Below are 26,210 nucleotides of genomic sequence, written 5' to 3' on the forward strand. Positions count from 1 at the left end.
CATCAGCAGGCTTGAATTCATTCGCCAGGAATTCAAAGGAAGAGCCCAGGCCCTGGACGACTTCCTTCGGGGAATCTGACGCCCACTTTCATGATCCGGTTTCCGTCCATGACCGCGACCGTCCAGACGGTGCCGTTCCATTCTACGTGGTCGCCAACGATCGGCGCGCCGCCAACCCGCTGAATGATGAAGCGGCTGAGCGGCATCTGCGGGTCGAGCCCATCGAGCTTGAGGCCGTAGAGCGCCGACACTGCGCCCAATTGCGCGTCGCCTTCGAGGACGAAGTCGCCGAAGAAACGCAGGTCCAGCCCGCGCTGCGGTGCCTGGCTGAACAGTTTGCCCAAGGCCGGCAGGTTGTGCTCGTGACCGATCACGCACAGCAGGTCGTCCACTTCCAGCACCGTACTGCCGGATGGGTGGAGCAATTGCTGGCCGCGGAACAGTGCGGCAATACGTGTGCCTTCGGGCATTTTCAGCTCGCGCAGGGCTGCTCCGATGCACCACTTTTCCGCACCCAGGCGATACACGAACAGCTCCCACTCGCTGGTGATGTGCACCTCGAGGGCCGAACGCGAGATCGGCGCGGGATCAGGCGGCACGGTGACCTTGAGCAGCTTGGCTACCCACGGCAGGCTGGTGCCCTGTACCAGCAGCGATACCAGCACGATGAAGAACGCCAGGTTGAAGAATAGCTGCGCATCCGGCAGCCCGGCCATCAGCGGGAACACCGCGAGGATGATCGGTACCGCGCCGCGCAGGCCGACCCACGAAATGAAGGCTTTTTCGCGGCCATGGAACGCTTTGAACGGCAACAGGCCGACCATCACCGACAGCGGCCGCGCGACCAGGATCATCCACAGGGCCAGGGCGAGCGCGGGCAGGGCGATGGGCAGCAGGTCGTGGGGCGTGACCAGCAGCCCCAGCACCAGGAACATGCCGATCTGCGCCAGCCAGGCCATGCCATCGAGCATATGCAAAATGCCATGGCGGCTGCGGATCGGCTTGTTGCCCATCACCAGGCCGCACAGGTAGACAGCCAGGAAGCCGCTGCCGTGCAGCGCGTTGGTCAGGGCAAACACCAGCAGGCCACCGGCTACCACCAGGATCGGGTACAGGCCGGCGGCCAGGTTGATGCGGTTGACCAGTTGCAGCATGACCCAGCCGCCGCCCAGACCAATCACGCCGCCAATGCCGAACTCGCGCAGCAGGTGCCCCAGCAGGCCCCAATGCAGTCCGGTCTGGCCGCTGGCGATCATGTCGATCAGGGTCACGGTGAGGAACACCGCCATGGGGTCGTTGCTGCCCGATTCGATCTCGAGCGTGGCGGTCACCCGTTCGTTCAGGCCCTTGCCGCCCAGCAGCGAGAACACCGCCGCCGCATCGGTGGAACCGACGATGGCGCCGATCAACAGCCCCTGGATCATGCTCAGGTCGAACAGCCAGGCGGCGACAGCGCCAGTCAGCGCGGTGGTGATCAGCACCCCCACCGTGGCCAGCGACAGGGCGGGCCACAACGCCACGCGAAAGCTCGATACCCGCGTGCGCAGGCCACCATCGAGCAGGATTACCGCCAGCGCCAGGTTACCGACCAGATAGGCCGTGGGGTAGTTGTTGAAGATGATGCCGCCGCCGTCCACCCCGGCGGCCATGCCTACGGCCAGGATGATCACCAGAATGGGAATGCCCAGGCGGGAGGAAAGCGAGCTGACCAGAATGCTCGCACCTACCAGCAACGCGCCGATCAAGAACAGGCTGTTGATGAAGGTGGCATCCAAGGGCGGTACTCCGGTTTCTGAAAACGAGGTGAAAAGGCAGTCGCTCATGCAGGCTGCGTGCCAAGGGATAATAACCTGTGTAAATGCATAACTGTCAAAGCCTTGCGTGGAATCATCACACGTCGGCGGTGTTGCAGACGGGCACCAGCAGCCATGCTGTGGTGTTACGGGCAGGAAAAGTCCTACAGGACTTACGGATGCGCCTTGCATATGTGGAGGAGGGTGTTTGTAAGAATCAGCACCCTTTCTCCTTTCCAAGGGGAGTGCGTAGGTTTTTGTTTCGGCGTAGGAAGTATCGCGTGGATGTTTGGGAAGCCTCTTTCGGACCGGCCTGTTTGCGCTGTAGGAGGATTCATCGGCAAGAGAAGGAAGCCTCCTGCTAGTTGGGCCAATCATGCAAGCAGTGCCGGGCTTCGTATCCACCAACCGAGCGTCGTCTGGTGGTAGCGCTTATGTAGCGCGCTGTTGTGAGCCGTGCTGTCCAGAGTGGTCGCCCAATGTGCAAGAGCGAACCCATGGACACCTCACTCGATGAACAACTGAACAGCCTGCTCAATACCCATATCGGGCAAGACCACCTGCGCACCCCTTTGCTCAATCGCCTGCAGAGCCTGGTCGATGCCGTTGCCCAGACAACGCTCGCGCAGCAGAGCCTGGCGGCAGGGGCACCGCTGCTCCAGTCTCTCGATCACCAAGCCCGGGCGCAGCTGCAAACGGACACCGACCTTTATTGGAGTGACCTGGCCCCTGGCACCGTGTTATCGCGGTTACAGCACGCAGAGGCGCTGCGCGCCGAAGACCTGATGCATCGCGCCCAGTTGCTGGCAGCGTTGGGCGAAGTGACCGAGGCCGGGCGCAGGCTGTTGCTGGACGCTCTGCAGCCAGGCGAGGACGCCGTACTGCTGGTGTGCAGCACGGTAACGCTGCTGGCCAGCGACGGCACACACGCCATGCTGCCCGGCGCCGAGTTGATCGAGCGCCGGGGTGGAGGACGCTGTTTGCTGGTGTGCCCTGGGCTGGAACAGCAGTTGTTCGAGTTCGGCTGCGCCACCGAGGCTGGACGTGGTCTGATCGAGTATCTGTTTTCCGCCCAGGGCCACGTGCTGCGGCAGCGCCTGGCCTTGCAGTTCTCGGCAAACGGCCTATCGGGCCTTTCCACAAGCCTGGGCGCCAGGGTGCGTTTCGTTCCACACACAGCGCGCGTACTCGAACATGGTTTGCGGACCAGTATCGCCAGCCAAGTGGTGGCCCAGGCCGAAGCTGGATCACCGCCTGAATACAGTGAGTCAGGGCAGCGATCGGCACACTTCTGGCTTCCTCTGCCCAAGGCCATCAGTGCCGTGGTGGCTGCTGCCATCAGGGCGGATGGCGAGCGCCAGCGGGCGCTGCTGACCTTTGGCGGCATCACGCCGGATATCGCCACGGCGTTGCTCAAGCAGAAGCTGGATGCCTGCGAAGGAGGTGTCCAAGGGTATGCAGGTGATGCCCTGGACAGCCCTGAACACAAGCATTACCGCCAGCTCCACGGTGCCTGGCAAGCGGCGCAAGGCAAGACTCGACAGCTGCTCGAGGCACTGACCACAGAGGCGTCCTGGCCTACCCGTGCATTCTGGGCCCACGACAGGGGGCAGGGCCTGTCGCGCCAGCATTCGCTGGCGCTGGAACTGAGCAACGCCCTGCGCCATGACGCCGGGCTGCAAGTCTGCGAGGGCACGCTTGCGGAGGCCGACCTTGAGCGGATACTGGAGGTCGTGAATCAGCCTGACGCTCACCTGCGGGGCGCGGAGGGTACGGTGGTCGCCGAATTGGCGGTGGGCGAGGCGACCTATGCCTGCACGCTGCCTGGAGCCTACATCATCGCTGCGGCCAGCGTGTGGGTGAACACCGAACAGGTCGTGCCTGCGCTGCTGTTCCAGACAGGAGAGAGCGGTGGCGTGCGTCGCTTCGCTTCGCTCGAGCAACTGTTGCAGTGCGTCACGGCCAGTCTGCGTGACCCCACCTTCACCGCGCTCTGGGCGCGCTTCCCTGCTGATACGCAGAAACGCCTGGCACCGCTGCTGGCGCTGGAAAAACTGCCACTGGTGACCACGCCGGTCGAAGGAGACTGGATCGACAGGCACCTTCGCGCGACGATCGATCGGTACGATCAGGCAGCAGCGCGGATGCCCGATGACCAAGGCCGGCAGCGTCTGCGAGAGGAGCTGGCGAGCGCATTGCGGCAACCGGCGCACGGCATACGAGAAACAGCCATCGGCCATATCGCTGAGCAGCGCCGTCTGCAGGCCGTGTTGCAGGCGTTGCCTCGCTGGCTGGCGACAGCGGGGCAGACCCAGCGAAACCACTATGCCGGCCTGCTCGATGACTACAACCGGCTGGCGGCGGGCCAGGAGGCGTATCTGCAAGGTCGGCCGACCACGATCCGGGCCTTCGCGGCCGATCTGCTCGAAACACGGCTCAGGGCCGACCTGAAGCAGAGCATCGACCCCGAGCGACTGCTGCTGAGGCTGCCCGACAGTGTCGAGGTCAAGGCGGTGCCCAATGTGCCCTCGCAGATTCAGGTGCCCAGCGCTGCGCATTCCACGATCAGTATCGTCGAATTGGCCTTGCTCAATATCGACCGGCAGATGACCTTGCGCCTGAGGTATGCGCAATGGGTGCATCGAGACACCGGTGCCGAGGTGAGCATGGCCGGCCTGGACATCCCCTACTTGCGCAGGTTGGTGCTTGAACTCGATGTGGCCCGGCGTTATCGGGAAAGCGTCCAGGCGCTGTTCACCATCGCTGCGGGTGCGTCGGCCAGGCCCGCGCTGCACGGGCAGATCATGGCGCTGCCCTACAGCGCGGCATTCAGGCTGCAGGCGTTTGGTGCCTGGTGTCAGGGTTGGCTGACCGAGCAGGCCTGGCAGATGCTGGAAAGGGCGGCGCAGTGCAGGTCCGCCGCCGCGCAAGCGGCGCTGGGGGTGTCACTCGGCGCGGTCACCCTGAGCCTTGGGCCCGGCCAGGCGGACTTGTCCAGCGGCCTGCTGCTGATCCAGGCACCCGCCCAAGGCCTTCACTGCCTGTACCTGCCCGATGTGCCGCACGGCGCTCACTTCATCCAGGCAACCAGTGTTCAAGGCCTGCGCGACAGCCTGTTGTTGCGCCTGCGCAGCGCATCGGTGCGCCGGTGGTTGGCGGGACAAGCGGGCGTCGGCCAACCCACGGCCGCGCGCGAAAGCTACATCGAGCAGGCTTATCAACGCAGCTATGGCCGCTTCATCAAGTTTTCCCCGTTGGCCGATCCTGTCTGGCCGTTGGCGACCAAACTGCTGCGCGATCACCGATCGAAGCTGCTCGATGATGCCAGCCTCATCTCTCGCAGCCGCGAGGATGTGCGTGCGGCTTTCGCGCGGCAACTGCGCGAGGGTGGTCAACAGTTATTGATGTCCGGGCTTGCCTACCTGCCGGGTATCGGTACGCTGATGCAGCTCAGCGACGGCTGGCATGACGCCAGGCAGGCGGTGCAGGCCTTTGCGGGCAGTGACCCCGCGCTGGGCTTGCGCCGCCTGGCATCGGCCGAACTCAACTTCGGTTTCGCCCTGCTGTCATTTCTGCCGGGGATGGCGGCTGCCAAAGTCGCGCGCAGCAGTTTGAAGCCGCGCCAGGGCCTGCGCCCGGCTGCGCTGCAGGTAAGCCCGCAGCGAACGCGGCTCGACGGTTTCGCAGGCCACGAGACGTCGGTCAGCCTGGTCGGCGCCAGGCTCCAGCGCGGACCCGACGCCGGTACCTGGAAACAGGGCGGCAAGCTCTATCTCTGGCAGGATGGCCAGGCCTACGAAGTGTTTCGTCGCCGCGGCGAACTCACTTTGCGCCTGCGTCGAACCGCAGCCAACAACCACGAACATCCGGTTCGCCCAGGCCCCGATGGACGCTTCGTCACTCATCTGGATACCGGTTTACGCGCCGGCGGCCGCTCGCGTGCAGGAAGCAGCACCGGGGCCACTGCCGACCCCAGCGCCATGGGCGACTACCTGATCGTACCGGATGATCGTCCGGTCATGAGCCAGGTACTGGCCCGAGGGGGGCGCTACAACCTCGATGAAATGGCTGCGTCGCTGCAGGCCACGCCGGGGGATGCAGCCCGCAGTCGGTTCTTCGCCCAGCGCCGGCAGTTGTTGCAGGACGCCGATGCCTACCTCGAGCACACACCGCGCGAACCGCGCGTGCCGCTGCCGGTGCTGGCCAGCGACGTTCAACCTGCTGCCTTGATTGCCGCCGTGTATGAAAACGCCAATGGCCTGGTGGTGGGGGAAGCCCATTCCTCGGCAGCCTCCAAGCGGTTTCTGATCGACAACTTCGCGACGCTTGCAGCCACTGGCGTGAAGACCTTGTACTTCGAGCATCTGCCAATGGATTTCCTGGCCGACGACCTCAAAGCCTTCAATGGCAGCGGCGTCATGACGCCGGCGTTGAAAGCCCGGTTGCAGTCGCTCGACACCGGCCACAAAGTGGACGCGGGGCAGCCTTTCACCTTCGAGCAGGTGGTGGTCAAGGCCCACGACGCCGGTCTGCAGGTGGTCAGCCTCGATTGCGCTGCCAGCTGGTATGCCAAGGGCGTGATGGATGCGCGCAGCACGGCGCGTCAGCGCATGTTCAGCTACCTGGCGACCCGGGTCATTGCCGACCATCAGCACGCCACGGGCGAGCACAACTGGGTGGCGCTGGTGGGCAACAGTCACGCCAACACCTTCAAGGGCACGCCAGGCCTGGCCGAACTCAACAAGGCCATCGGGGTACGGGTCAGTACGCCGGATGCCGGCGGCAGACCTGGCCTGCGTTCGGATCCGGGCTTCGAGACCCATTTCAATCAGGGCATGGTCAAAGCCGACTTTCTGCTGGAGCTGGAAGTACCCACCCAGCATCTGCGTCCGTCGGCTGGCACTGGCGAGCTCACTGCGTCGCAGCTAGCTTTGGCCACCGAGATGGAAGCCTTGCTGACCCACACGCCCGTCGGTCTGGGACCGGCGCCGCCGCGGTTGATCCATCCCGGCTCCTTCTACCTGCAGAAGGTAGAAGGCAAGCGCCAGGTGGTGCACCTGAGTCGCGACGGCAACATCTACCACACGCCCATCGAGAAGACGCTGGGCCGCTACTGGTTGTCGCGGCCCAGTTGGGACAAGGTCCATGGACGCAGGTTCTGGACACTGCAGGGCCTGCTGGCGGCCATGGCCGAGCAGAACCTGAGCCTCGTGCAGCCCTGAATACCGACCGATGCGCCTGATGGAGAGGCAAAAAAAACGCCACCGCGGCGCAGGCCGGGGTGGCGTTTTCCTTCGTGACGGCGTTAGCCGATGCTCATCAAGCTCGCGTTACCACCGGCGGCGGCGGTGTTCACGCTCAGCGCGCGCTCGATCACCAGGCGCTCCAGGCAGATGCCGGTTTCACCCTGCGACAGGCCATGCACACCAACGATGGCGCCGCTGCGCTTGGCGATCTGCTCGCACACCGCGCGCAGCTGGTCGGAGTCGCCGTGATGCAGTACGGCATCGAAGTGCACCTCGTCCTTGTTCCACTCCGGCACCAACTGGATGCGCGCCTGCACTTCCTTGGGCAAACGCCCGCGCACGGCCTTGCCCAGCTCGTTGTCGGGCACTACCGCTCTGGAGCCCACGGCCATCACCGCTGCCAGCTGCGCCAGCAGGTCGGCTTCGGTGTCGGCCAGGCACAGCACGTGCTCGCGCGGCAGAATGGTGTAGCTGTTGCGCTCGCCGGTGGGGCCGTCGAGCAGCCGGCTCACGCCGCTTTGCGATTGGGCGGCGAAGTCGCCGCACAGTTGCGCCAGTTCGGCCTGCTGGTTGCTCGAAGCCCAGGCCTGCAGGGCTTGCAACGGTTTGCCCAGGGCGTCACGCAGACGCACGTCCGGCGCCGTACCGGCATCGGTGCGGGCGAAGGACTGGGCGATGGCGTCGTTTGGCCGGGTCGACAGCAGGCGGTACAGGTACAGCGGACCACCGGCTTTCGGGCCGGTGCCCGACAGGCCTTCGCCGCCGAACGGCTGCACGCCCACCACGGCGCCGACGATGTTGCGGTTGACGTAGACGTTACCGGCATGAACGTTGTCGATCACCTTGGCGATGGTTTCGTCGATGCGTGTGTGCACGCCCAGGGTCAGGCCATAGCCGGAAGCATTGATCTGGCCGATCAACTGGTCCAGGTCGCGACGCTTGTAGCGCACTACGTGCAGCACCGGCCCGAAGATTTCGCGCTGCAACTCGTCGAAGCTTTCCAGCTCGATCAGGGTCGGCATGACGAAAGTGCCGCGCTTGATTTCGGCACTGTCGGCTATGGCCATCTGGTACACGTCGCGGCCTTTGTCGCGCATGCCCTGGATGTGTTTCTCGATACCGGCCTTGGCCTCGGCGTCGATCACCGGGCCAATGTCCACGTTCAGGCGCTCGGGGTTGCCCAGGCGCGCTTCGGCCATGGCGCCCTTGAGCATTTCGATCACACGGTCGGCCGAGTCTTCCTGCAGGCACAGCACGCGCAGGGCCGAGCAGCGCTGGCCGGCGGAGTCGAAGGCCGAAGACACGACATCGATCACTACCTGTTCGGTCAGCGCCGAGGAATCGACGATCATTGCGTTCTGGCCACCGGTTTCGGCGATCAGCGGAATCGGACGACCTTGCGAGTCCAGGCGCCCGGCGATGTTGCGTTGCAGCAACCGCGCCACTTCGGTGGAACCGGTGAACATCACGCCCTTGACGCGCTCGTCGCCCACCAGCCGTGCGCCCACGGTTTCACCGCGGCCCGGCAGCAGTTGCAGCACGCCTTCGGGGATACCGGCTTCGAGCAGCAGGCGCACGGCCTGAGCGGCCACCAGCGGGGTCTGCTCCGCAGGCTTGGCCAGCACCGGGTTACCAGCGGCAAGGGCCGCAGCGACCTGGCCACTGAAGATCGCCAGCGGGAAGTTCCACGGGCTGATACACACCACCGGACCCAGCGGCCGATGGGCGTCATTGCTGAAATCGTTGCGCGCCTGCACTGCGTAGTAGCGCAGGAAATCCACGGCCTCGCGAACTTCGGCGATGGCGTTGGCGAAGGTCTTGCCGGCTTCGCGGGCGAGCAGCCCCATCAGCGGCTGGATCTCGGCTTCCATCAGGTCTGCGGCACGCTCCAGCACGGCGGCGCGTTCGGCCGGCGGCGTGGCCTGCCAGATCGGGCCGTTGATCAGTGCGCACTGGATCGCGTTGTCGACGTCGGTGACCGTGGCTTCCTGAACATGGCCGACCACGTCGCGCAGGTCGGACGGGTTCAGCACCGGCTGGGCCGGTTCGTTGCTGGCCTCGCAGCCCAGCATCGGCAGGGCTTTCCAGTCGGTGTGGGCAGTGGCCAGCAGGGCCGACGACAGCGACGCGAGGCGATGCTCGTTGGCCATGTCGATACCGGCCGAGTTGGCCCGGTCGCTGCCGTACAGGTCACGCGGCAGCGGAATGCGCGGATGAGGCAGGCCGAACTGGCCCTCCTGGGTCGCCATCCGCTCGATGATGGCCACCGGGTCGGCGACCAGCTCCTGGATGGAAATGGACTGGTCGGCGATCCGGTTGACGAACGAAGTGTTGGCGCCGTTTTCCAGCAGGCGGCGGACCAGGTAGGCGAGCAGTGTTTCGTGGGTGCCGACCGGTGCATACACGCGGCACGGACGGTTCAGCTTGCCATCGGCGACCTTGCCCACGACCTGTTCGTACAGCGGTTCGCCCATGCCGTGCAGGCACTGGAATTCGTACTGGCCAGGGTAATAGTTCTGACCGGCAATGTGGTAGATGGCCGCCAGCGTATGGGCGTTGTGGGTCGCGAACTGCGGGTAGATGACTTCCGGCACCGACAGCAGTTTGCGCGCGCACGCCACGTAGGACACGTCGGTGTACACCTTGCGCGTGTACACCGGATAGCCTTCCAGCCCCTCGACCTGGGCACGCTTGATTTCGCTGTCCCAGTAGGCGCCCTTCACCAGGCGGATCATCAGGCGATGACGGCTGCGCCGAGCCAGGTCGATGACGTAGTCGATCACGTACGGGCAGCGCTTCTGGTAGGCCTGGATGACGAAACCGATACCGTTCCAGCCGGTCAGTTGCGGCTCGAAGCACAGACGCTCGAGCAGGTCCAGCGACAGCTCCAGGCGGTCGGCTTCCTCGGCGTCGATGTTCAGGCCGATGTCGTAGTGCTTGGCCAGCAGAGTCAGCGACAGCAGGCGCGGATACAGCTCTTCCATGACGCGCTCGTACTGCGCGCGGCTGTAACGCGGGTGCAGTGCCGACAGCTTGATGGAGATGCCCGGACCTTCATAGATGCCGCGACCATGGGAGGCCTTGCCGATCGAATGGATCGCCTGCTCGTAGGAGGCCAGGTATTTCTGCGCGTCGTGCTCGGTCAACGCCGCCTCGCCGAGCATGTCGTAGGAGTAGCGGAAACCCTTGTTCTCGAACTTGCTGGCATTGGCCAGCGCCTCGCCAATGGTTTCGCCAGTGACGAACTGTTCGCCCATCAAGCGCATGGCCATATCGACGCCCTTGCGGATCATCGGCTCGCCGCTCTTGCCGATAATGCGGCTGAGCGACGACGACAGGCCCGATTCGTTGTGCGTCGACACCAGCTTTCCGGTCAGCAGCAAGCCCCAGGTTGCCGCGTTGACGAACAGCGAGGGGCTGTTGCCCAGATGCGGGTGCCAGTTGCCGGTGCTGATCTTGTCGCGGATCAGGGCGTCACGCGTGCCCTTGTCGGGGATGCGCAGCAGCGCCTCGGCCAGGCACATCAAGGCCACGCCTTCCTGGGAGCTGAGCGAGAACTCCTGCAGCAGGCCCTGAACGATGCCGGCACGGCCACCGGCGCTTTTCTGATTGCGCAGCTTCTCGGCGATGCGCGCGGCCAGCTTGTTGGTGGCTTCGGCCATGTCGGCCGGCAGGCGCGCCTGCTCCAGCAGCATCGGCACCACTTCGGGCTCGGGGCGGCGATAGGCGCCGGTGATCGCGGCGCGCAGTACCGACTGCGGCAGAATGCTTTCGGCGAATTCGAGGAAACACTGATGGGCATGGTCGGGCTGGATGTCGCCCGCATCGTCATTGCCACTCACCCCGGCGCCGGTCAGTTCGGTCAGCGTCGCGCCGCCTTCCAGCTTCTCCAGGTAGTTGAAGATCGCCTGCTTGATCAACCAGTGTGGAGTGCGGTCGATGGACTGCGCGCAAGCCTTGAGGCGTTCGCGGGTCGGGTCGTCCAATTTGACGCCCAGGGTGGTGGTTGCCATTTCTTGTCCTCATCAGGGCCACGGTGCGTGGCAATAAAGCCGGCGGCAAGATTAGCCGTGCGCTTTGCTGGGTGCAACCAGGTGCAACCTGTATATCGATGAAAGTTGCACCGCTCGACGGAAAATCTTTTTGCATGGGTTGAATCTGCACAACGCAGGTGCGGCTGTGTAGCGGATGACAGGCGAATGCTCCGAAAGGAAGCAGATACACCGTGTTTATCCAGATGTTTCTGGAGGTGCAACTTGCTTGCCAAAAGGGGTTGCGCCCGTCTCCAATGCCGGCCTAAAGTTCGGCGCCGTTGGGTCAACCCGGACATCCTGCAATCTGCCGACCTGTACATGAAGCGCCGAAGCGCGCTCGCAGGCTCATAAAAACAACACAAGGAGACACCCATGAGTGTCAGCAACCCCACTCTGATCACCTTCGTGATCTACATCGCTGCCATGGTCCTGATCGGCCTGTTCGCCTACCGTTCCACCAACAATCTTTCCGACTACATTCTCGGCGGTCGCAGCCTTGGCAGCGTGGTCACGGCCCTGTCCGCCGGCGCCTCGGACATGAGCGGCTGGTTGCTCATGGGCCTGCCGGGCGCGATCTACATGTCCGGTCTGTCGGAGGGTTGGATCGCCGTCGGACTGATCATCGGCGCCTACCTGAACTGGCTGTTCGTCGCAGGCCGGCTGCGCGTGCAGACCGAACACAACGGTGACGCCCTGACCCTGCCGGACTATTTCGCCGGGCGCTTCGAAGACACCAGCGGCCTGTTGCGGATCATCTCGGCGGTAGTGATCCTGGTGTTCTTCACCATTTACTGCGCCTCAGGCATCGTCGCCGGCGCGCGGCTGTTCGAAAGCACCTTCGGCATGTCCTATGAGTCCGCCTTGTGGGCCGGCGCTGCAGCGACCATCGCCTACACCTTCGTTGGCGGGTTCCTGGCGGTAAGCTGGACGGACACGGTGCAAGCCACCCTGATGATCTTCGCGTTGATCCTCACGCCCATCGTCGTGGTGCTGGCCACTGGCGGCGTCGACACGGCCTTTCTGGCCATCGAGGCGCAGAACCCGGCCAACTTCGACATGCTGCGCGGTACTACCTTCATCGGCATCATCTCGCTGCTGGGCTGGGGGCTGGGCTATTTCGGCCAGCCGCATATTCTTGCCCGCTTCATGGCCGCCGATTCGGTGCGCTCCATTGCCAAGGCGCGGCGCATTTCCATGACCTGGATGATCCTTTGCCTGGGTGGCACGGTGGCCGTGGGCTTCTTCGGTATCGCCTACTTCTCGGCGCACCCCGAGCTGGCCGGTCCGGTCACCGAGAACCACGAGCGGGTGTTCATCGAGCTGGCCAAGATCCTCTTCAATCCGTGGATTGCCGGGGTGCTGCTGTCGGCCATTCTGGCTGCGGTGATGAGCACCCTCAGCTGCCAGTTGCTGGTGTGCTCCAGCGCCCTGACCGAAGACTTCTACAAGGCGTTCCTGCGCAAGGGCGCCTCGCAGCGCGAACTGGTCTGGGTGGGCCGCATGATGGTGCTGCTGGTGGCGTTGGTTGCCATTTGGCTGGCGTCCAATCCCGACAACCGCGTACTGGGCCTGGTCAGCTACGCCTGGGCAGGTTTCGGCGCGGCGTTCGGACCGGTGGTGCTGATCTCGGTGGTCTGGAAAGGCATGACCCGCAACGGTGCGCTGGCGGGCATTCTGGTGGGTGCAGCGACGGTGATCGTGTGGAAACACTTCGAGTTGCTGGGGCTGTACGAGATCATCCCAGGCTTCGTGTTCGCCAGCCTGGCTATCCTGATCGTCAGCAAGCTGGGCCGCGGGCCGTCACCGGCCATGGTCAGCCGCTTCGAACGCGCCGAGGCGGCGTTCCACCAAGGCAAGTGACGCAGTGGGGGCTGCCAGCTCCCCTGAAAAACCCCATCTGAAATGCTAGACTCCTGCGCATCTGCAGGAGTCCCCATGAACTATCGTCATGCCTTCCACGCCGGCAATCACGCCGACGTGTTCAAACATATCGTCCTCACCCGGCTGGTTGCGCTGATGTCGCGCAAGGAACAACCCTTCGCCTACCTCGACACCCATGCCGGGCTGGGGCTCTACGACCTGCGCGGCGACCAGGCCACGCGCACCGGTGAATGGCTCGAAGGCATCGCCCGCCTGTGGCAGGCCACCGACCGCCCGGCGCTGACCGACGACTACGTCAAGGTCATCAACCGTCTCAATACCGAAGGCGAGCTGCGTTACTACCCCGGCTCGCCCGAGCTGGCACGCCGGTTGATGCGCCAGCAGGACCGCGTGCTGCTCAACGAGAAACACCCCGAAGACGGCCAGTTGCTCAAAGAAAACATGAAGAAGGACCCGCGTGTGGCCGTGCACCTGGGCGAGGGCTGGCACGTGCCGCGGGCCCTGCTGCCGGTGGCCGAGAAACGCGCGGTGATGCTGATCGATCCGCCGTTCGAGCAACTCGACGAGCTCAAGCGCTGCGCCACTGCCCTGAAGGAAACCATTGGCCGCATGCGCCAGACCGTGGCGGCCATCTGGTACCCGATCAAGGACGACGAGCGTGCGCTCAAGCGTTTCTACCAGGACCTCACCAGCACCGGCGCGCCGAAGCTGCTGCGCGTGGAGTTGCTGGTGCACCCGCTGGACACACCGCAGAGCCTGAACGGTTCGGGACTGGTCATTGCCAACCCGCCGTGGGGCCTGGAAGAAGAATTGCGCGAGCTGATGCCCTGGTTGGCGAATCTGCTCGGCCAGAGCCAGGGCGGCTGGAAGATGGACTGGCTGATCGCCGAGTGACCCTCAAGGCGTGAGGCGCGCCCCTGTGCCGCCCGGCCCGCGATCCCCTGGCGGGTCGTTGGCCACGTACTGCCGGTGCTACGCCTCGGCACAGCGCAACGTCAGGCCTTCGGCCCGCGTGGATAGCGTTTGAGCCGTTCGATCAGTTCGGCGCCGGGAATCGGCTTGTCGAACAGATAACCCTGGCCGACGTCGCAGCGTTGACGCCGCAGGAAGGCCAGTTGTGCAGCGGTTTCGATACCCTCGGCCACGACCTTGAGCTTGAGGTTGTGCGCCATGGCGATCACTGCCGAGGTAATTTCCATGTCGTCCTGGTTGTCCGGGATCTCGTGGATGAAGCTGCGATCGATCTTGATCACGTCGATGGGGAATTTCTTCAGGTAACTGAGCGAAGAATACCCCGTGCCGAAGTCATCCATGGCCAGGGTCATGCCCAACTGCTTGAGCTGTTCGAGTTGCTGATGGGTGTCCACGGTGGCTTCCAGCAACAGGCCCTCGGTCAGCTCCAGCTCCAGCAACGAGGCGTCCAGGGCCTCTTCCTGCAGAATGCTGGCGATGGACGCAACCAGGTCGGGGTCGGAAAACTGCTTGGGCGACAGGTTGATCGCCACCTGCAGGCGGCCCAGCCCGGCCGCTGTGAGGGCTTTGCTCATGCGGCAGGCCTGACGCGCGATCCACTTGCCGATGGGGATGATCAACCCCGTCTCTTCGGCCACGCTGATGAACTGATCGGGGCGAATCATGCCTTTTTCCGGATGGTTCCAGCGCAGCAGCGCTTCCATGCCCAGCAGGCGGCCGGTGCGCAGGCACAGCTTGGGCTGGTAGAACACATCCAGTTCGTTCTGGGTCAGTGCGCGCCGCAGGTTGTTTTCCACGAACAGCTTGTAGCTGGCCTCGGCGTTCAACGCCTCGGTGAACACCTGCACCTGATGCTTGCCATTGGCCTTGGCCTTGTGCAGCGCAAGGCCTGCGTTCTTCATCAAGGTCTGCGGGTCGCGCCCGTGCAGCGGCGCACAGGCCAGGCCCACGGAGCCGGTGACGTTGATCAGCTGGTTATCCACGAACATCGGCTTGTCCAGCGTCAGCAGCACCTCCTGGGCAATGCGCTGGCCGGCTTCCAGATCAGTGTCGTGCAGCAGCACGGCGAATTCGTTGCTGGCAAAACGTGCCAGGCTGCCGGCCGGACTCAGGCTGTTGCGCAGCCGGCGCGACAGGCTCACCAGCAGCTTGTCGCCGGTCTGGTGGCCAAGGCTGTCGTTGATCCGTTTGAAGTTGTCGATGTCCACCAGCATCATGCTGATCGGCCGGTCGCTGTCGTGGGCGAAGCTTTCATCCAGGCAGCGGATGAACGCCGGGCGGTTGCCCAGGTTGGTCAGATTGTCGGTGTAGGCCAGGCGCTCGATGCGCTGCTGGGCCAACTTGCTCTGGGTGATGTCTTCGTAGATGCCGATGTAATGGGTCAGCTCACGGTCGTCGCCGTACACCTTGGAGATCGACAGCTGGCCCCAGTAGGGTTCCAGGTTCTTGCGGCGGCTCTTGAATTCGCCTTGCCAGCTGTTGCCGTTGGCCAGGCTCGAAGGCGCGTCGAACAACAGCTCGCTGAGGTTTTCCAGGGCTGGCAGATCCGCCAGGCGCTTGCCGTGGACTTCCTCGGTGCTGTACTGGGTGATCGCGGTGAAGCTGGGGTTGACGTACTCGACCACGCCATCGCAGTTGACCAGCAGAAAGGCATTGGCGCTTTGTTCGACCGCGCGCTGGAACAGATTCAAGGCGCTGGTGGCCGCACGACGGTCGTGGTTGTTGATCACCTGGGCGAACTGGTCGGCGAGCTCGCCGGCGAAGGCGATCTCGTCCGCACGCCAGACCCGCCCACCGCCACTCTGCTCCAGGCACAGCACGCCGACCACCTGGCCGTCGATACGGATGCTGGCATCGAGCACCGAGCTGACATCGCGCATTGCCAGTTGCCGGGCAAGCTGGCGCGTGCGCGGATCGCTGGCCACGTCGCTGGCGTCGATGGCGCGGCTGGCGTGCAGGGCTGCCAGGTAATCGGGGAATTCCCCCAGGTCTACAGGCTGCAGACAGCCATGCACCTGCCGATCACCGTAATAGGCGGTAATGGGCAGCAGCTGCTGGCCTTGCAGTGTCCACAGGCTGGCACAGTCCACGGCATAGATATCGCAGGCATTGCGCGTGATCAGTTCGGCCGCCTCGAGCAACGGCTTGTGAGGCCCGTAGCGTTGTTGTGCCAGGCTCAGGATCAATGCCTGCTGGGCGCTGGCGCGCTCCATGTGCTGCAGTTGTTCCTGTTGCGCGCGCTGGTTCAGTTCCAGCGCCATCTGCAGCGGGCTGCTCGCGCTGGCGGGTTTCAGCGTGTCGTCGACTACGTCGCCGACGGCCGCGTCGACCACCATCAGGTAGCCCCGCAACAGCTGCCGATTGCGTTGGCGAAAGGCTTCGCCCAGCTCCATCAGGTGCAGGCTGCCGTGGTTGCTGTGCAGAGTGTACCGCACGGTGTAATGGGCGCTGTCGACCAACTGCGCCTGGATGGCATCGTGCAGACGGTGCCGCGCCTCCGGCTCCATCAGGCTGGCGTAGGGCGAGCCGGTCAGCGAGCACAGCTGCGCAGCGGGAAGACCGAAGGTTCGTTCGCAGGCCGGATCCAGATAAAGCAGTGCCCAGCTGGCCTCGTTCAGCCGTTCGAAACGCAGCATTCCCAGGCGCGAGGGCACCGGCAGCTGCGTCACTACCTCGGCCACCATGCGGTTGGCGGCATCGGGCTGGCTTTTCATTGAAAACTCGCTTCAAGGGTACTGGTCGCGCAGGGACAACCATCCTTACAGGCTAGGGTCCCTACAGGCGGGCGCGTCAGGCAAGGTTGCATCATGGCGCTCGGGCTTACAAGCGGTACAGTGGCTCGGTGCTTCCATGTTGTCGGCAGGCGCACAAAATTCTGCAATTGGATCCGAAAATACTGGTTACATGAGGGCATTTACGCTCTGCGCTGCACACCGTTCCCGTACTTCGCGGTCGAATTCAGGGCAAAAAAAAACCCACCGGTAATGGTGGGTTTTTTTCATTCGGCCAGCGTTACAGCAGCATGGTGCGGATATCGGTCAGCAACTCGCCCAGACGTTTGGTGAAGCGCGCAGCGGCCGCGCCGTTGATCACACGGTGATCGTAGGACAGCGACAGCGGCAGCATCAGCTTGGGTTGGAACGCCTTGCCATCCCAGACCGGCTGGATGGTGGCCTTGGAGACACCCAGGATCGCCACTTCCGGCGCGTTGACGATCGGCGTGAAGCCGGTGCCGCCAATGTGCCCGAGGCTGGAGATGGTGAAGCAGGCACCCTGCATGTCGTCTGCCGAGAGCTTCTTGGTCCGGGCTTTTTCGGCCAGAGCGGCGGCTTCGGCAGCCAGTTGCAGCAGGCTCTTCTGGTCGACGTTCTTGATCACCGGCACCAACAGGCCGTCCGGCGTATCGACCGCGAAGCCGACGTTGACGTATTTCTTGCGGATGATCGCCTTGCCACTGGGCGCCAGCGAAGCGTTGAAGTCCGGCAGCTCCTTGAGCAGGTGCGCACAGGCCTTGAGCAGCAGCGGCAGCACGGTCAGCTTGACGCCGGCCTTTTCCGCCACGGCTTTCTGCGCCACACGGAACGCTTCCAGCTCGGTGATATCGGCCTGGTCGAACTGGGTCACGTGGGGCACGTTCAGCCAGCTGCGATGCAGGTTGGTGGCACCGGCCTGCATCAGGCGGGTCATCGGTACTTCTTCGGTTTCGCCGAAGCGGCTGAAGTCGACCACCGGGATCGGCGGAATGCCAGCACCGCCGGTGGCGCCGGCAGCAGCGGCCGGTGCCTCCTTGGCCTTTTGCATCATCGCCTTGACGTAGACCTGCACGTCTTCCTTGAGGATGCGACCGTGCGGGCCGGTCGGGCTCACCGCGTTCAGCTCGACACCGAACTCGCGCGCCAGTTGGCGAACGGCCGGGCCGGCATGCACCTTGGCACCGGCCGCTGCGGCAGGTGCTGCGGGTGCGGCAGCAGGCTTCTCGGCAGCCGCCGGGGCAGCTGCAGGCTTGGACTCAGCCGCAGCGGCAGCCGGTGCAGCCGCCTGGGCAGGCGCTGCGGGGGCAGCACCGGCCACTTTCAGCTTGAGAATCAGGTCGCCGGTACCCACTTCGTCTTCCAGCTTGACGCTGACGCTTTCAACCACGCCGGCAGCCGGAGAAGGAATCTCCATGCTGGCCTTGTCCGATTCCAGGGTGATCAGCGACTGGTCGGCTTCGACCGTGTCGCCGGCCTTGACCAGTACTTCGATGATCTTGGCCTTGCCGGCCGAACCGATGTCCGGCACGTGGATGTCCTGCACGCTGTCGCCAGCAGGCGCTGCGGCCGGCTTTTCAGCCGCTGCAGGCGCCGCTGCGGCAGGTGCAGGAGCGGCGGCCGCTGGGGCAGCAGCAGGGGCTGCGCCTTCGACCGCAAGCTTCAGGATCAGGTCACCGGTACCGACTTCGTCGTTCAGCTTGACGCTGATGCTTTCCACCACGCCAGCAGCCGGGGATGGAATTTCCATGCTGGCCTTGTCCGACTCCAGGGTGATCAGCGACTGATCGGCGGTGACGGTGTCACCCACCTTCACCGAAATCTCGATGATCTGCGCCTTGTCCGACGAGCCGATGTCCGGCACGTGGATGTCCTGGCTCGAAGCCGCGGCAGCGGGAGCAGCGGCTGGGGCAGCGGCAGGCGCGGCCTCGGCTTTCTCTTCCAGCTTTGGTGCAGCCGCAGGCTCGGAAGCCTGGGGTGCTTCTTCAGCACCCTCGACTTCCAGCTCCAGCAGTTCGTCGCCTTCTTTCAGGCGGTCGCCCAGCTTGACCTTGATGCTTTTCACGACGCCCGCCTTGGGCGCCGGTACTTCCATGCTGGCCTTGTCCGATTCGAGGGTCAGCAGGCTCTGCTCCGCCTCGATGCGGTCGCCGACCTTGACCAGCAATTCAATGACTTCACCTTCACCGCTGCCGATGTCAGGTACGCGAATGAGTTCGCTCACAAAAAATCTCCTCAGCAGTCCAGTGGGTTGCGTTTGTCAGGGTCGATACCGAACTTGACGATGGCCTCGGCCACCACCTTCGCTTCGATATCGCCGCGATCTGCCAAGGCTTCCAGAGCAGCCAGCACGACGAAGTTGCGATCCACTTCGAAGAAGTGACGCAGCTTCTTGCGGCTGTCGCTGCGACCGAAGCCATCGGTACCCAGGACTTTGAATTCCTTGGAAGGAACCCACTGACGAATCTGCTCGGCGAACAGCTTCATGTAGTCGGTAGAGGCAATGACCGGACCCTTGCGGCCGCTCAGGCACTCTTCGACGTAGGTGGTCTGCGGCTTCTGCCCGGGGTGCAGGCGGTTCGAACGCTCGACGGCCAGGCCGTCGCGGCGCAGTTCGTTGAAGCTGGTGACGCTCCACACGTCGGCGCCGACGTTGAACTCTTCGCGCAGGATCTTCGCCGCTTCGCGGACTTCACGCAGGATGGTGCCCGAGCCCAGCAACTGGACGTGGTGCGCCGCTTCCTTGGTGTCTTCCTCGAGCAGGTACATGCCCTTGATGATGCCTTCCTCGGCGCCGGCCGGAATGGCAGGCTGGGTGTAGGCTTCGTTCATCACGGTGATGTAGTAGAAGATGTCCTGTTGCTCTTCGGTCATCTTCTTCATGCCGTCCTGGATGATCACCGCCAGCTCGTAGCCGTAGGTGGGGTCATAGGTGCGGCAGTTGGGGATGGTCGCGGCAAGCAGATGGCTGTGGCCGTCTTCGTGCTGCAGGCCTTCGCCGTTCAAGGTGGTACGGCCGGCGGTGCCGCCGATCAGGAAGCCACGGGTGCGGCTGTCGCCAGCGGCCCAGGCCAGGTCGCCGATACGCTGGAAACCGAACATCGAATAGAAGATGTAGAACGGCAGCATCGGCTGGTTGTGGTTGCTGTACGACGTACCGGCGGCGATGAACGACGACATGGCGCCGGCTTCGTTGATGCCTTCCTCGAGGATCTGGCCCTTCTTGTCCTCGCGGTAGAACATCACCTGGTCCTTGTCGACCGGATCGTAGAGCTGACCGACGGAGGAGTAGATGCCCAGCTGGCGGAACATGCCTTCCATACCGAAGGTACGGGCCTCGTCCGGGATGATCGGAACGATACGCTGACCGATTTCCTTGTCCTTGACCAGCTGCGACAGAATCCGCACGAACGCCATGGTGGTGGAAATTTCACGGTCGCCCGAACCGTCCAGGATCGCCTTGAGGGTTTCCAGGGGTGGCGTCGGAATGCTGAAGCTCTTGGCCCGGCGCTGCGGCACGAAACCGCCCAGTGCGGCGCGGCGCTCGCTCAGGTAGCGGGCTTCGGCGCTGCCTTCTTCAGGCTTGTAGAACGGCATGCTTTCCAGCTCGTCGTCCTTGATGGGGACGTCGAAGCGGTCGCGGAATTTGCGCAGGCTGTCGACGTCGACCTTCTTGGTGTTGTGCGCGGTGTTCTTGGCTTCGCCTGCACCGGTGCCGTAACCCTTGATGGTCTTGGCCAGGATGACGGTCGGCTGATCCTTGTGGTTCACCGCCTGATGGTAGGCCGCATAGACCTTGTACGGGTCGTGGCCACCACGGTTGAGCTTCCAGATCTCGTCGTCGGACAGGTCGGCGACCATGGCCTTGAGTTCCGGCGAGTTGAAGAAGTGCTCACGGACGAACGCACCGTCCTTGGCCTTGTAGTTCTGGTACTCGCCGTCGATGACTTCGTCCATGCGACGCTGGAGGATGCCGTCGACGTCTTTTGCCAGCAGTGGGTCCCAGAAACGGCCCCACACGACTTTGTTGACGTTCCAGCCACCGCCACGGAACACGCCTTCCAGTTCCTGGATGATCTTGGCGTTGCCGCGAACCGGGCCGTCGAGGCGCTGCAGGTTGCAGTTGATGACGAAGATCAGGTTGTCCAGCTTCTCGCGGCCTGCCAGGGAGATCGCGCCCAGGGATTCGGGCTCGTCGCACTCGCCGTCGCCCATGAAGCACCAGATCTTCTGCTTGCCGGCAGGGATGTAGCCGCGGGCTTCCATGTACTTCATGAAGCGCGCCTGGTAGATCGCCTGGATCGGGCCCAGACCCATGGAAACGGTCGGGAACTGCCAGAAATCAGGCATCAGCCAAGGGTGCGGATACGAAGACAGGCCCTTGCCGTCCACTTCCTGGCGGAAGTTGTTCATCTGGTCTTCGCTGATGCGGCCTTCCATGAAGGCGCGTGCGTAGACGCCAGGCGAAGCGTGGCCCTGGAAGTAGATGAGGTCGCCACCGTGTTCGTCGGTGGGGGCCTGGAAGAAGTAGTTGAAGCCGATGTCGTACAGGGTCGCGCTGGAGGCGAAGCTGGAAATGTGGCCGCCCAGATCCGGGTCGCGCAGGTTGGTGCGCACCACCATCGCCAATGCGTTCCAACGCACCAACGAGCGAATGCGGCGTTCCATGAACAGGTCGCCAGGCATGCGTGCTTCGTGGGTGACGGGGATGGTGTTGCGGTACGGCGTGGTGATGGCGTAGGGGAGTTGTGAACCACTGCGGGTGGCCAACTCGCCCATGCGGGTCATCAGGTAGTGAGCGCGGTCTTCGCCTTCTTTGTCGAGGACCGACTCCAGGGCATCCAGCCATTCCTGGGTTTCGACGGGATCGAGGTCTTGCATGGCTTGCTCCAGGGCGGAAAGGCTTCCAGAATCGAAGCCTGAGTTTGCGACTGGCCTTGTGGGCAGACGATATTGAATTCTTGGATTACCGGCAGCTTTTCCGGCGAGCTGTAGTTTTACTACAAATCCCTGCCCTTTTCATGCCCCTGCGGGCGGTGGGCAGCCGGGTAGACACAGGATACAGGCTTTTGGCCCCCTGTCCGGTTGTGGGTTGGATCGTTACCTGTGATCGAATGTATTCATCTTGAGGCCATGCGTGAGTGACTTGTGCCAACATATTGGAAAAGTCAGCTATTTATCACCTTTGTTCGACAGATCAGGGACAGATGAACCTGTCTATACAGACCTTTACCAGGCTCTTCACGCTGCACAAGGATAGACCATGAACCTGCCTTTGCTGGTCGAAATTCCGGCTGTTCTCACGCCTTTGGTGTCACGCAATCGCGAGTCGTTCCAGGCGGCGGTGGCGGGGGCTGAGGACCTGTTCGCCGATCTCAGCAGCACCACGCACACTGTGGGAGCGGGCTCTGCCCGCGAAGAGGCCCTCCCAGTCACCACCCCCCTCAACTGGCTCACCAAGCGCTGGCAACAATGGGACCGCGTCACCACTGCCAGCGACTTCGTCCTGCAGCAGGCCATCCAGAACCCCGCCATGCTGCTCGGCCTCATCGCCAGCGGCGACCTCGACCGTCCCTTCAGGCCCGGTGAACTGCGCGAGCAGATCGCCCTCGCCGTGGCCCAGGCCGAGAGCGAAGACGACCTTGCCCGCATCCTGCGCCGCCAGCGCGCGCGGCAGCAGGTGCGCATCATCTGGCGCGACCTCAACCGCCTCGCCGACCTGGTGCAGACCTGCCGCGACCTGTCGGACATGGCCGACGCCTGCATCGACCAGGCCTATCAATGGCTGTACCCGCGCCAATGCCAGCAGTTCGGTACGCCCATGGGCCGACGCAGCGGCGAGCAGCAGCACATGGTCGTGCTCGGCATGGGCAAGCTGGGGGCAGTGGAGCTGAACCTGTCGTCCGACATCGACCTGATCTTCGGTTACCCCGAAGGCGGCGAAACCCAAGGGGTGAAACGCCCCCTCGATAACCAGGAGTTTTTCATCCGCCTCGGCCAGCGCCTGATCAAGGCCCTGGATCCGATCACCGTCGACGGTTTCGTCTTCCGCGTCGACATGCGCCTGCGCCCCTACGGCTCGTCCGGTGCGCTGGTGCTCAGTTTCAACGCGCTGGAGCAGTACTATCAGGACCAGGGTCGCGACTGGGAACGCTACGCCATGATCAAGGCGCGGGTGGTGGCCGGCGACCAGCAGGCTGGTGCGCAACTGCTCGATATGCTGCGACCGTTCGTCTATCGCCGCTACCTGGATTTCTCCGCCATCGACGCGTTGCGCACCATGAAGCAACTGATCCAGCAGGAAGTGCGGCGCAAGGGCATGGCCGACAACATCAAGCTGGGCTCGGGCGGCATCCGTGAAGTCGAATTCATCGCCCAGGCGTTCCAGTTGATCCACGGCGGACGTGACCTGAGCCTGCAGCAGCGACCCTTGCTCAAGGTGCTGGCGACCCTGGAGGGGCAGGGCTATCTGCCTGCTGCGGTAGTGGACGAGTTGCGCGAGGGCTATGAATTCCTGCGCTACACCGAGCACGCCATCCAGGCCATCGCCGATCGGCAGACACAGATGCTGCCCGACGATGAGCGGGACCGTGCGCGCATCGCCTTCATGATGGGCTTCGCCGACTGGCCGGCTTTTCACGCGCGCCTGATGCACTGGCGCGGCCGCACCGCCTGGCACTTCGCGCAGGTGATCGCCGACCCGGACGAAGACGCCGAGAACAGCGAGGCAATGGTGATCGGCGGCGAGTGGCTGCCGCTGTGGGAGGAAACCCACGACGCCGATGCGGCCTGCCGGCAGTTGCAGGAAGCCGGTTTCAGCGACGCACGCCAGGCGCTCAAGCGTCTTGAAGACCTGCGCAGCAGCCCGCAACTTCGGGCCATGCAGCGCCTGAGCCGCGAGCGCCTGGACGCCTTCATTCCGCGCCTGCTGGCTCAGGCGGTGGAGCACGCCGACCCGGACCTGATTCTGGAACGGGTGCTGCCGCTGGTGGAAGCCGTGGCGCGGCGCTCGGCGTACCTGGTACTGCTGACGGAGAACCCCGATGCCTTGCGTCGCCTGCTGACCCTGTGCGCCGCCAGCCCATGGATCGCCGAACAGATTGCGCGTTTCCCGTTGCTGCTCGACGAACTGCTCAACGAGGCACGGCTGTTCAACCCGCCGTTGGCACCGGAGCTGGCCGCCGAGTTGCGCGAACGGCTCACGCGCATCCCCGAGGACGACCTGGAGCAGCAGATGGAAGCGCTGCGGCATTTCAAGCTGGCGCACAACCTGCGCGTGGCCGCTTCGGAAATCGCCGGCGCCTTGCCGCTGATGAAGGTCAGCGATTACCTGACTTGGCTGGCCGAGGCGATTCTTGCGCAGGTGCTGGCCCTGGCCTGGCACCAGACCGTGGCGCGCCATGGCGTGCCCAAGCGGGCCGACGGCAGTGACTGTGATCCGGCCTTCGTCATCGTCGGTTATGGCAAGGTCGGCGGCATCGAGCTGGGCCATGGCTCGGACCTGGACCTGGTGTTCATCCACGATGGCGACCCGAGCCTGGAAACCGACGGCGCCAAGCCGATCGACAGCGCCCAGTTCTTCACCCGCCTGGGCCAGCGCATCATTCACCTGCTGACTGCACAGACCAACTCCGGCCAGTTGTACGACGTCGACATGCGCCTGCGTCCCTCCGGTGCGGCGGGGCTGCTGGTCAGCTCGGTGTCGGCGTTCTCGCGCTACCAGCAGACCGAGGCCTGGACCTGGGAACACCAGGCGCTGGTGCGCGCCCGGGTGCTGGTAGGCTGCCGCCAGACGGGCGCCGAGTTCGAGAAGGTGCGTGGCGCCGTGCTGGCCAAACCGCGCGACCTGGATACGCTGCGTGCCGAGGTCAGCGAGATGCGCGCGAAGATGCGCGACAATCTGGGTACGCGGCAGACGGCAGCAGGGCGCGGCGCCAATGCCTTCGAAGCTGGCCAGCGCTTTGACGTCAAGCAAGACGCCGGTGGTATCGTCGATATCGAATTTATGGTGCAATACGCGGCTCTGGCGTGGTCGGGCAAGCACCCGGACCTGCTGCGATACACCGACAACATTCGCATTCTCGAAGGCCTGGAAGAGGCCGGATTGTTGCCCGCCGCCGATGCGGGGTTGCTGCGCGAAGCCTACAAGGCCTACCGCTCGGCCGCTCATCGTCAGGCCCTGCAGAAGCAGGCCGGGGTGATCCCGGGCAACCAGTTCATCGATGAACGGCGCGAGGTGATGCGGATCTGGGGTGAGTTGGGGTTGAGTTGAAGGCGGTACCCACCTATTTGCCCCGTAGGAGCGGTCAGTGGCCGCGAACAGGGCTCCGCGGTTTTTCAGGCACTGCGCGGCGTCTGGTTCGCGGCCGCTGACCGCTCCTACGGGTGACCCCGATCCCCGTAGGAGCGGCCAGTGGCCGCGAACAGGCTGGCACCGAAATCCCTGGCACCACCGCACCACCCGACTGACTGTTCTGGAAAACTATGAGAATTCTGATCATTGGGCCCAGCTGGGTCGGTGACATGGTAATGGCACAGACCCTGTTCCAGAGCCTCAAGCAACGGCACCCCGACTGCCTGATCGACGTGCTGGCGCCTGAATGGAGCCGCCCGATTCTGGAGCGCATGCCCGAAGTGCGCGCCGCCTTGAGCTTTCCGCTCGGCCACGGCGCGCTCGAACTGGCCACGCGCCGGCGCATCGGTAAAAGCCTCAAGGGTCATTACGATCAGGCCATCCTGCTGCCCAACTCGTTGAAGTCGGCGCTGGTGCCGTTCTTCGCCGGCATCCCCAAGCGCACCGGCTGGCGCGGCGAATTTCGCTACGGCCTGCTCAACGACGTGCGCACCCTGGACAAGCAACGCTACCCGTTGATGATCGAGCGCTTCATGGCCTTGGCCTTCGAGCCCGGCGCCCTGTTGCCGCAGCCGTATCCGCGCCCCGAACTGCGTATCGACCCGGCCAGCCGCGACGCTGCCCTGGCCAAGTTCGGCCTGGCCCTGGATCGCCCGGTGCTCGCCCTGTGCCCCGGCGCCGAGTTCGGCGAAGCCAAGCGCTGGCCGTCCGAGCACTATGCCGAAGTGGCCGAAATCAAGATCCGTGAAGGCTGGCAGGTCTGGCTGTTCGGCTCCAAGAAAGACTTCCCGGTGGGCGAGGCGATCCGCGAGCGGCTGATTCCCGGCCTGCGCGAGGAAGCCTACAACCTGTCCGGTGAAACCGCGCTGGCCGAGGCCATCGACCTGATGTCTTGCGCCGACGCCGTGGTGTCCAACGATTCGGGCCTGATGCACGTGGCCGCCGCGCTCAACCGGCCGCTGGTGGCGGTGTACGGCTCGACCTCGCCAGGTTTCACGCCCCCCCTGGCAGAAAAGGTCGAGGTGGTGCGCCTGGGCCTGGATTGCAGCCCGTGTTTCGACCGCACCTGCCGCTTCGGCCACTACAATTGCCTGCGCCTGCTGGAACCCCAGCGGGTTGCCGATGCGTTGCAGCAGGTAGAAGGGCCGGCCACGGTCGAACTGACAGTCAAGGCGGAATGA

10 protein-coding genes are annotated in these 26,210 nt (G+C 64.1%); 5 read left to right on the forward strand and 5 right to left on the reverse strand.

What is annotated here, in order from left to right:
- Positions 1–32: 32 nt before the first annotated feature.
- The gene (locus tag IFT76_RS17650) at positions 33–1,775 is read right to left on the reverse strand and encodes a potassium/proton antiporter (protein ID WP_122479769.1); all 1,743 of its coding nucleotides are present in this window, start codon (positions 1,773–1,775) and stop codon (positions 33–35) included.
- A gap of 515 nt (positions 1,776–2,290) precedes the next feature.
- On the opposite strand from IFT76_RS17650, the gene IFT76_RS17655 reads away from it, so the two are divergent.
- Positions 2,291–7,015, forward strand: a complete 4,725-nt coding sequence (locus IFT76_RS17655; RefSeq protein WP_192059523.1) for a membrane-targeted effector domain-containing toxin — start codon at positions 2,291–2,293, stop codon at positions 7,013–7,015.
- Between the two features lie 83 nt (positions 7,016–7,098).
- Here IFT76_RS17655 and putA read toward each other — a convergent pair whose 3' ends face one another.
- On the reverse strand, positions 7,099–11,052 hold the full coding sequence (gene putA / locus IFT76_RS17660; RefSeq protein ID WP_192059525.1) for a trifunctional transcriptional regulator/proline dehydrogenase/L-glutamate gamma-semialdehyde dehydrogenase: 3,954 nt from the start codon (positions 11,050–11,052) through the stop codon (positions 7,099–7,101).
- A 393-nt stretch (positions 11,053–11,445) separates the two neighbouring features.
- On the opposite strand from putA, the gene putP reads away from it, so the two are divergent.
- Positions 11,446–12,933 carry a sodium/proline symporter PutP gene (gene putP, locus IFT76_RS17665; RefSeq protein WP_122479766.1) on the forward strand — a complete coding sequence of 496 codons (1,488 nt, stop codon included), beginning with the start codon at positions 11,446–11,448 and terminating at the stop codon, positions 12,931–12,933.
- A 75-nt stretch (positions 12,934–13,008) separates the two neighbouring features.
- A complete protein-coding gene (locus IFT76_RS17670; protein ID WP_122479765.1) occupies positions 13,009–13,848 on the forward strand; it encodes a 23S rRNA (adenine(2030)-N(6))-methyltransferase RlmJ in 840 nt (279 codons plus the stop codon).
- A 101-nt stretch (positions 13,849–13,949) separates the two neighbouring features.
- Here the strand turns inward: IFT76_RS17670 and IFT76_RS17675 are convergent, their stop codons facing one another.
- The 3 genes from IFT76_RS17675 to aceE all read right to left on the reverse strand — a co-directional run bounded on the left by IFT76_RS17675 (position 13,950) and on the right by aceE (position 21,557).
- A complete protein-coding gene (locus IFT76_RS17675; RefSeq protein WP_192059527.1) occupies positions 13,950–16,640 on the reverse strand; it encodes a sensor domain-containing phosphodiesterase in 2,691 nt (896 codons plus the stop codon).
- 298 nt (positions 16,641–16,938) lie between these two features.
- Positions 16,939–18,900, reverse strand: coding sequence for a dihydrolipoyllysine-residue acetyltransferase (gene aceF, locus IFT76_RS17680; RefSeq protein ID WP_192059529.1), 1,962 nt, complete (start codon positions 18,898–18,900; stop codon positions 16,939–16,941).
- Positions 18,901–18,911: 11 nt separating this feature from the next.
- Complete coding sequence (gene aceE, locus IFT76_RS17685) at positions 18,912–21,557, reverse strand: pyruvate dehydrogenase (acetyl-transferring), homodimeric type (protein WP_122479762.1); 2,646 nt, start codon at positions 21,555–21,557, stop codon at positions 18,912–18,914.
- A gap of 382 nt (positions 21,558–21,939) precedes the next feature.
- Here aceE and glnE point away from each other — a divergent pair, with 382 nt between their 5' ends.
- On the forward strand, positions 21,940–24,948 hold the full coding sequence (gene glnE / locus IFT76_RS17690) for a bifunctional [glutamate--ammonia ligase]-adenylyl-L-tyrosine phosphorylase/[glutamate--ammonia-ligase] adenylyltransferase (protein ID WP_192059531.1): 3,009 nt from the start codon (positions 21,940–21,942) through the stop codon (positions 24,946–24,948).
- Positions 24,949–25,160: 212 nt separating this feature from the next.
- Positions 25,161–26,210 (forward strand): lipopolysaccharide heptosyltransferase II, encoded by a 1,050-nt coding sequence (gene waaF, locus IFT76_RS17695; RefSeq protein ID WP_122479760.1) that lies wholly within the window; start codon positions 25,161–25,163, stop codon positions 26,208–26,210.

The sequence above is a fragment of the Pseudomonas sp. CFBP 13727 genome, assembly GCF_014841915.1.
Classification (GTDB): domain Bacteria; phylum Pseudomonadota; class Gammaproteobacteria; order Pseudomonadales; family Pseudomonadaceae; genus Aquipseudomonas; species Aquipseudomonas baltica.

What these genes read in the sequence shown, in the direction of transcription:
- IFT76_RS17655 (WP_192059523.1), top strand. Translation starts at nt 2,291, where the DNA reads ATGGACACCTCACTCGATGAACAACTGAACAGCCTGCTCAATACCCAT.
- putA (WP_192059525.1), bottom strand. Translation starts at nt 11,052, where the DNA reads ATGGCAACCACCACCCTGGGCGTCAAATTGGACGACCCGACCCGCGAA.
- putP (WP_122479766.1), top strand. Translation starts at nt 11,446, where the DNA reads ATGAGTGTCAGCAACCCCACTCTGATCACCTTCGTGATCTACATCGCT.
- IFT76_RS17670 (WP_122479765.1), top strand. Translation starts at nt 13,009, where the DNA reads ATGAACTATCGTCATGCCTTCCACGCCGGCAATCACGCCGACGTGTTC.
- IFT76_RS17675 (WP_192059527.1), bottom strand. Translation starts at nt 16,640, where the DNA reads ATGAAAAGCCAGCCCGATGCCGCCAACCGCATGGTGGCCGAGGTAGTG.
- aceE (WP_122479762.1), bottom strand. Translation starts at nt 21,557, where the DNA reads ATGCAAGACCTCGATCCCGTCGAAACCCAGGAATGGCTGGATGCCCTG.
- glnE (WP_192059531.1), top strand. Translation starts at nt 21,940, where the DNA reads ATGAACCTGCCTTTGCTGGTCGAAATTCCGGCTGTTCTCACGCCTTTG.
- waaF (WP_122479760.1), top strand. Translation starts at nt 25,161, where the DNA reads ATGAGAATTCTGATCATTGGGCCCAGCTGGGTCGGTGACATGGTAATG.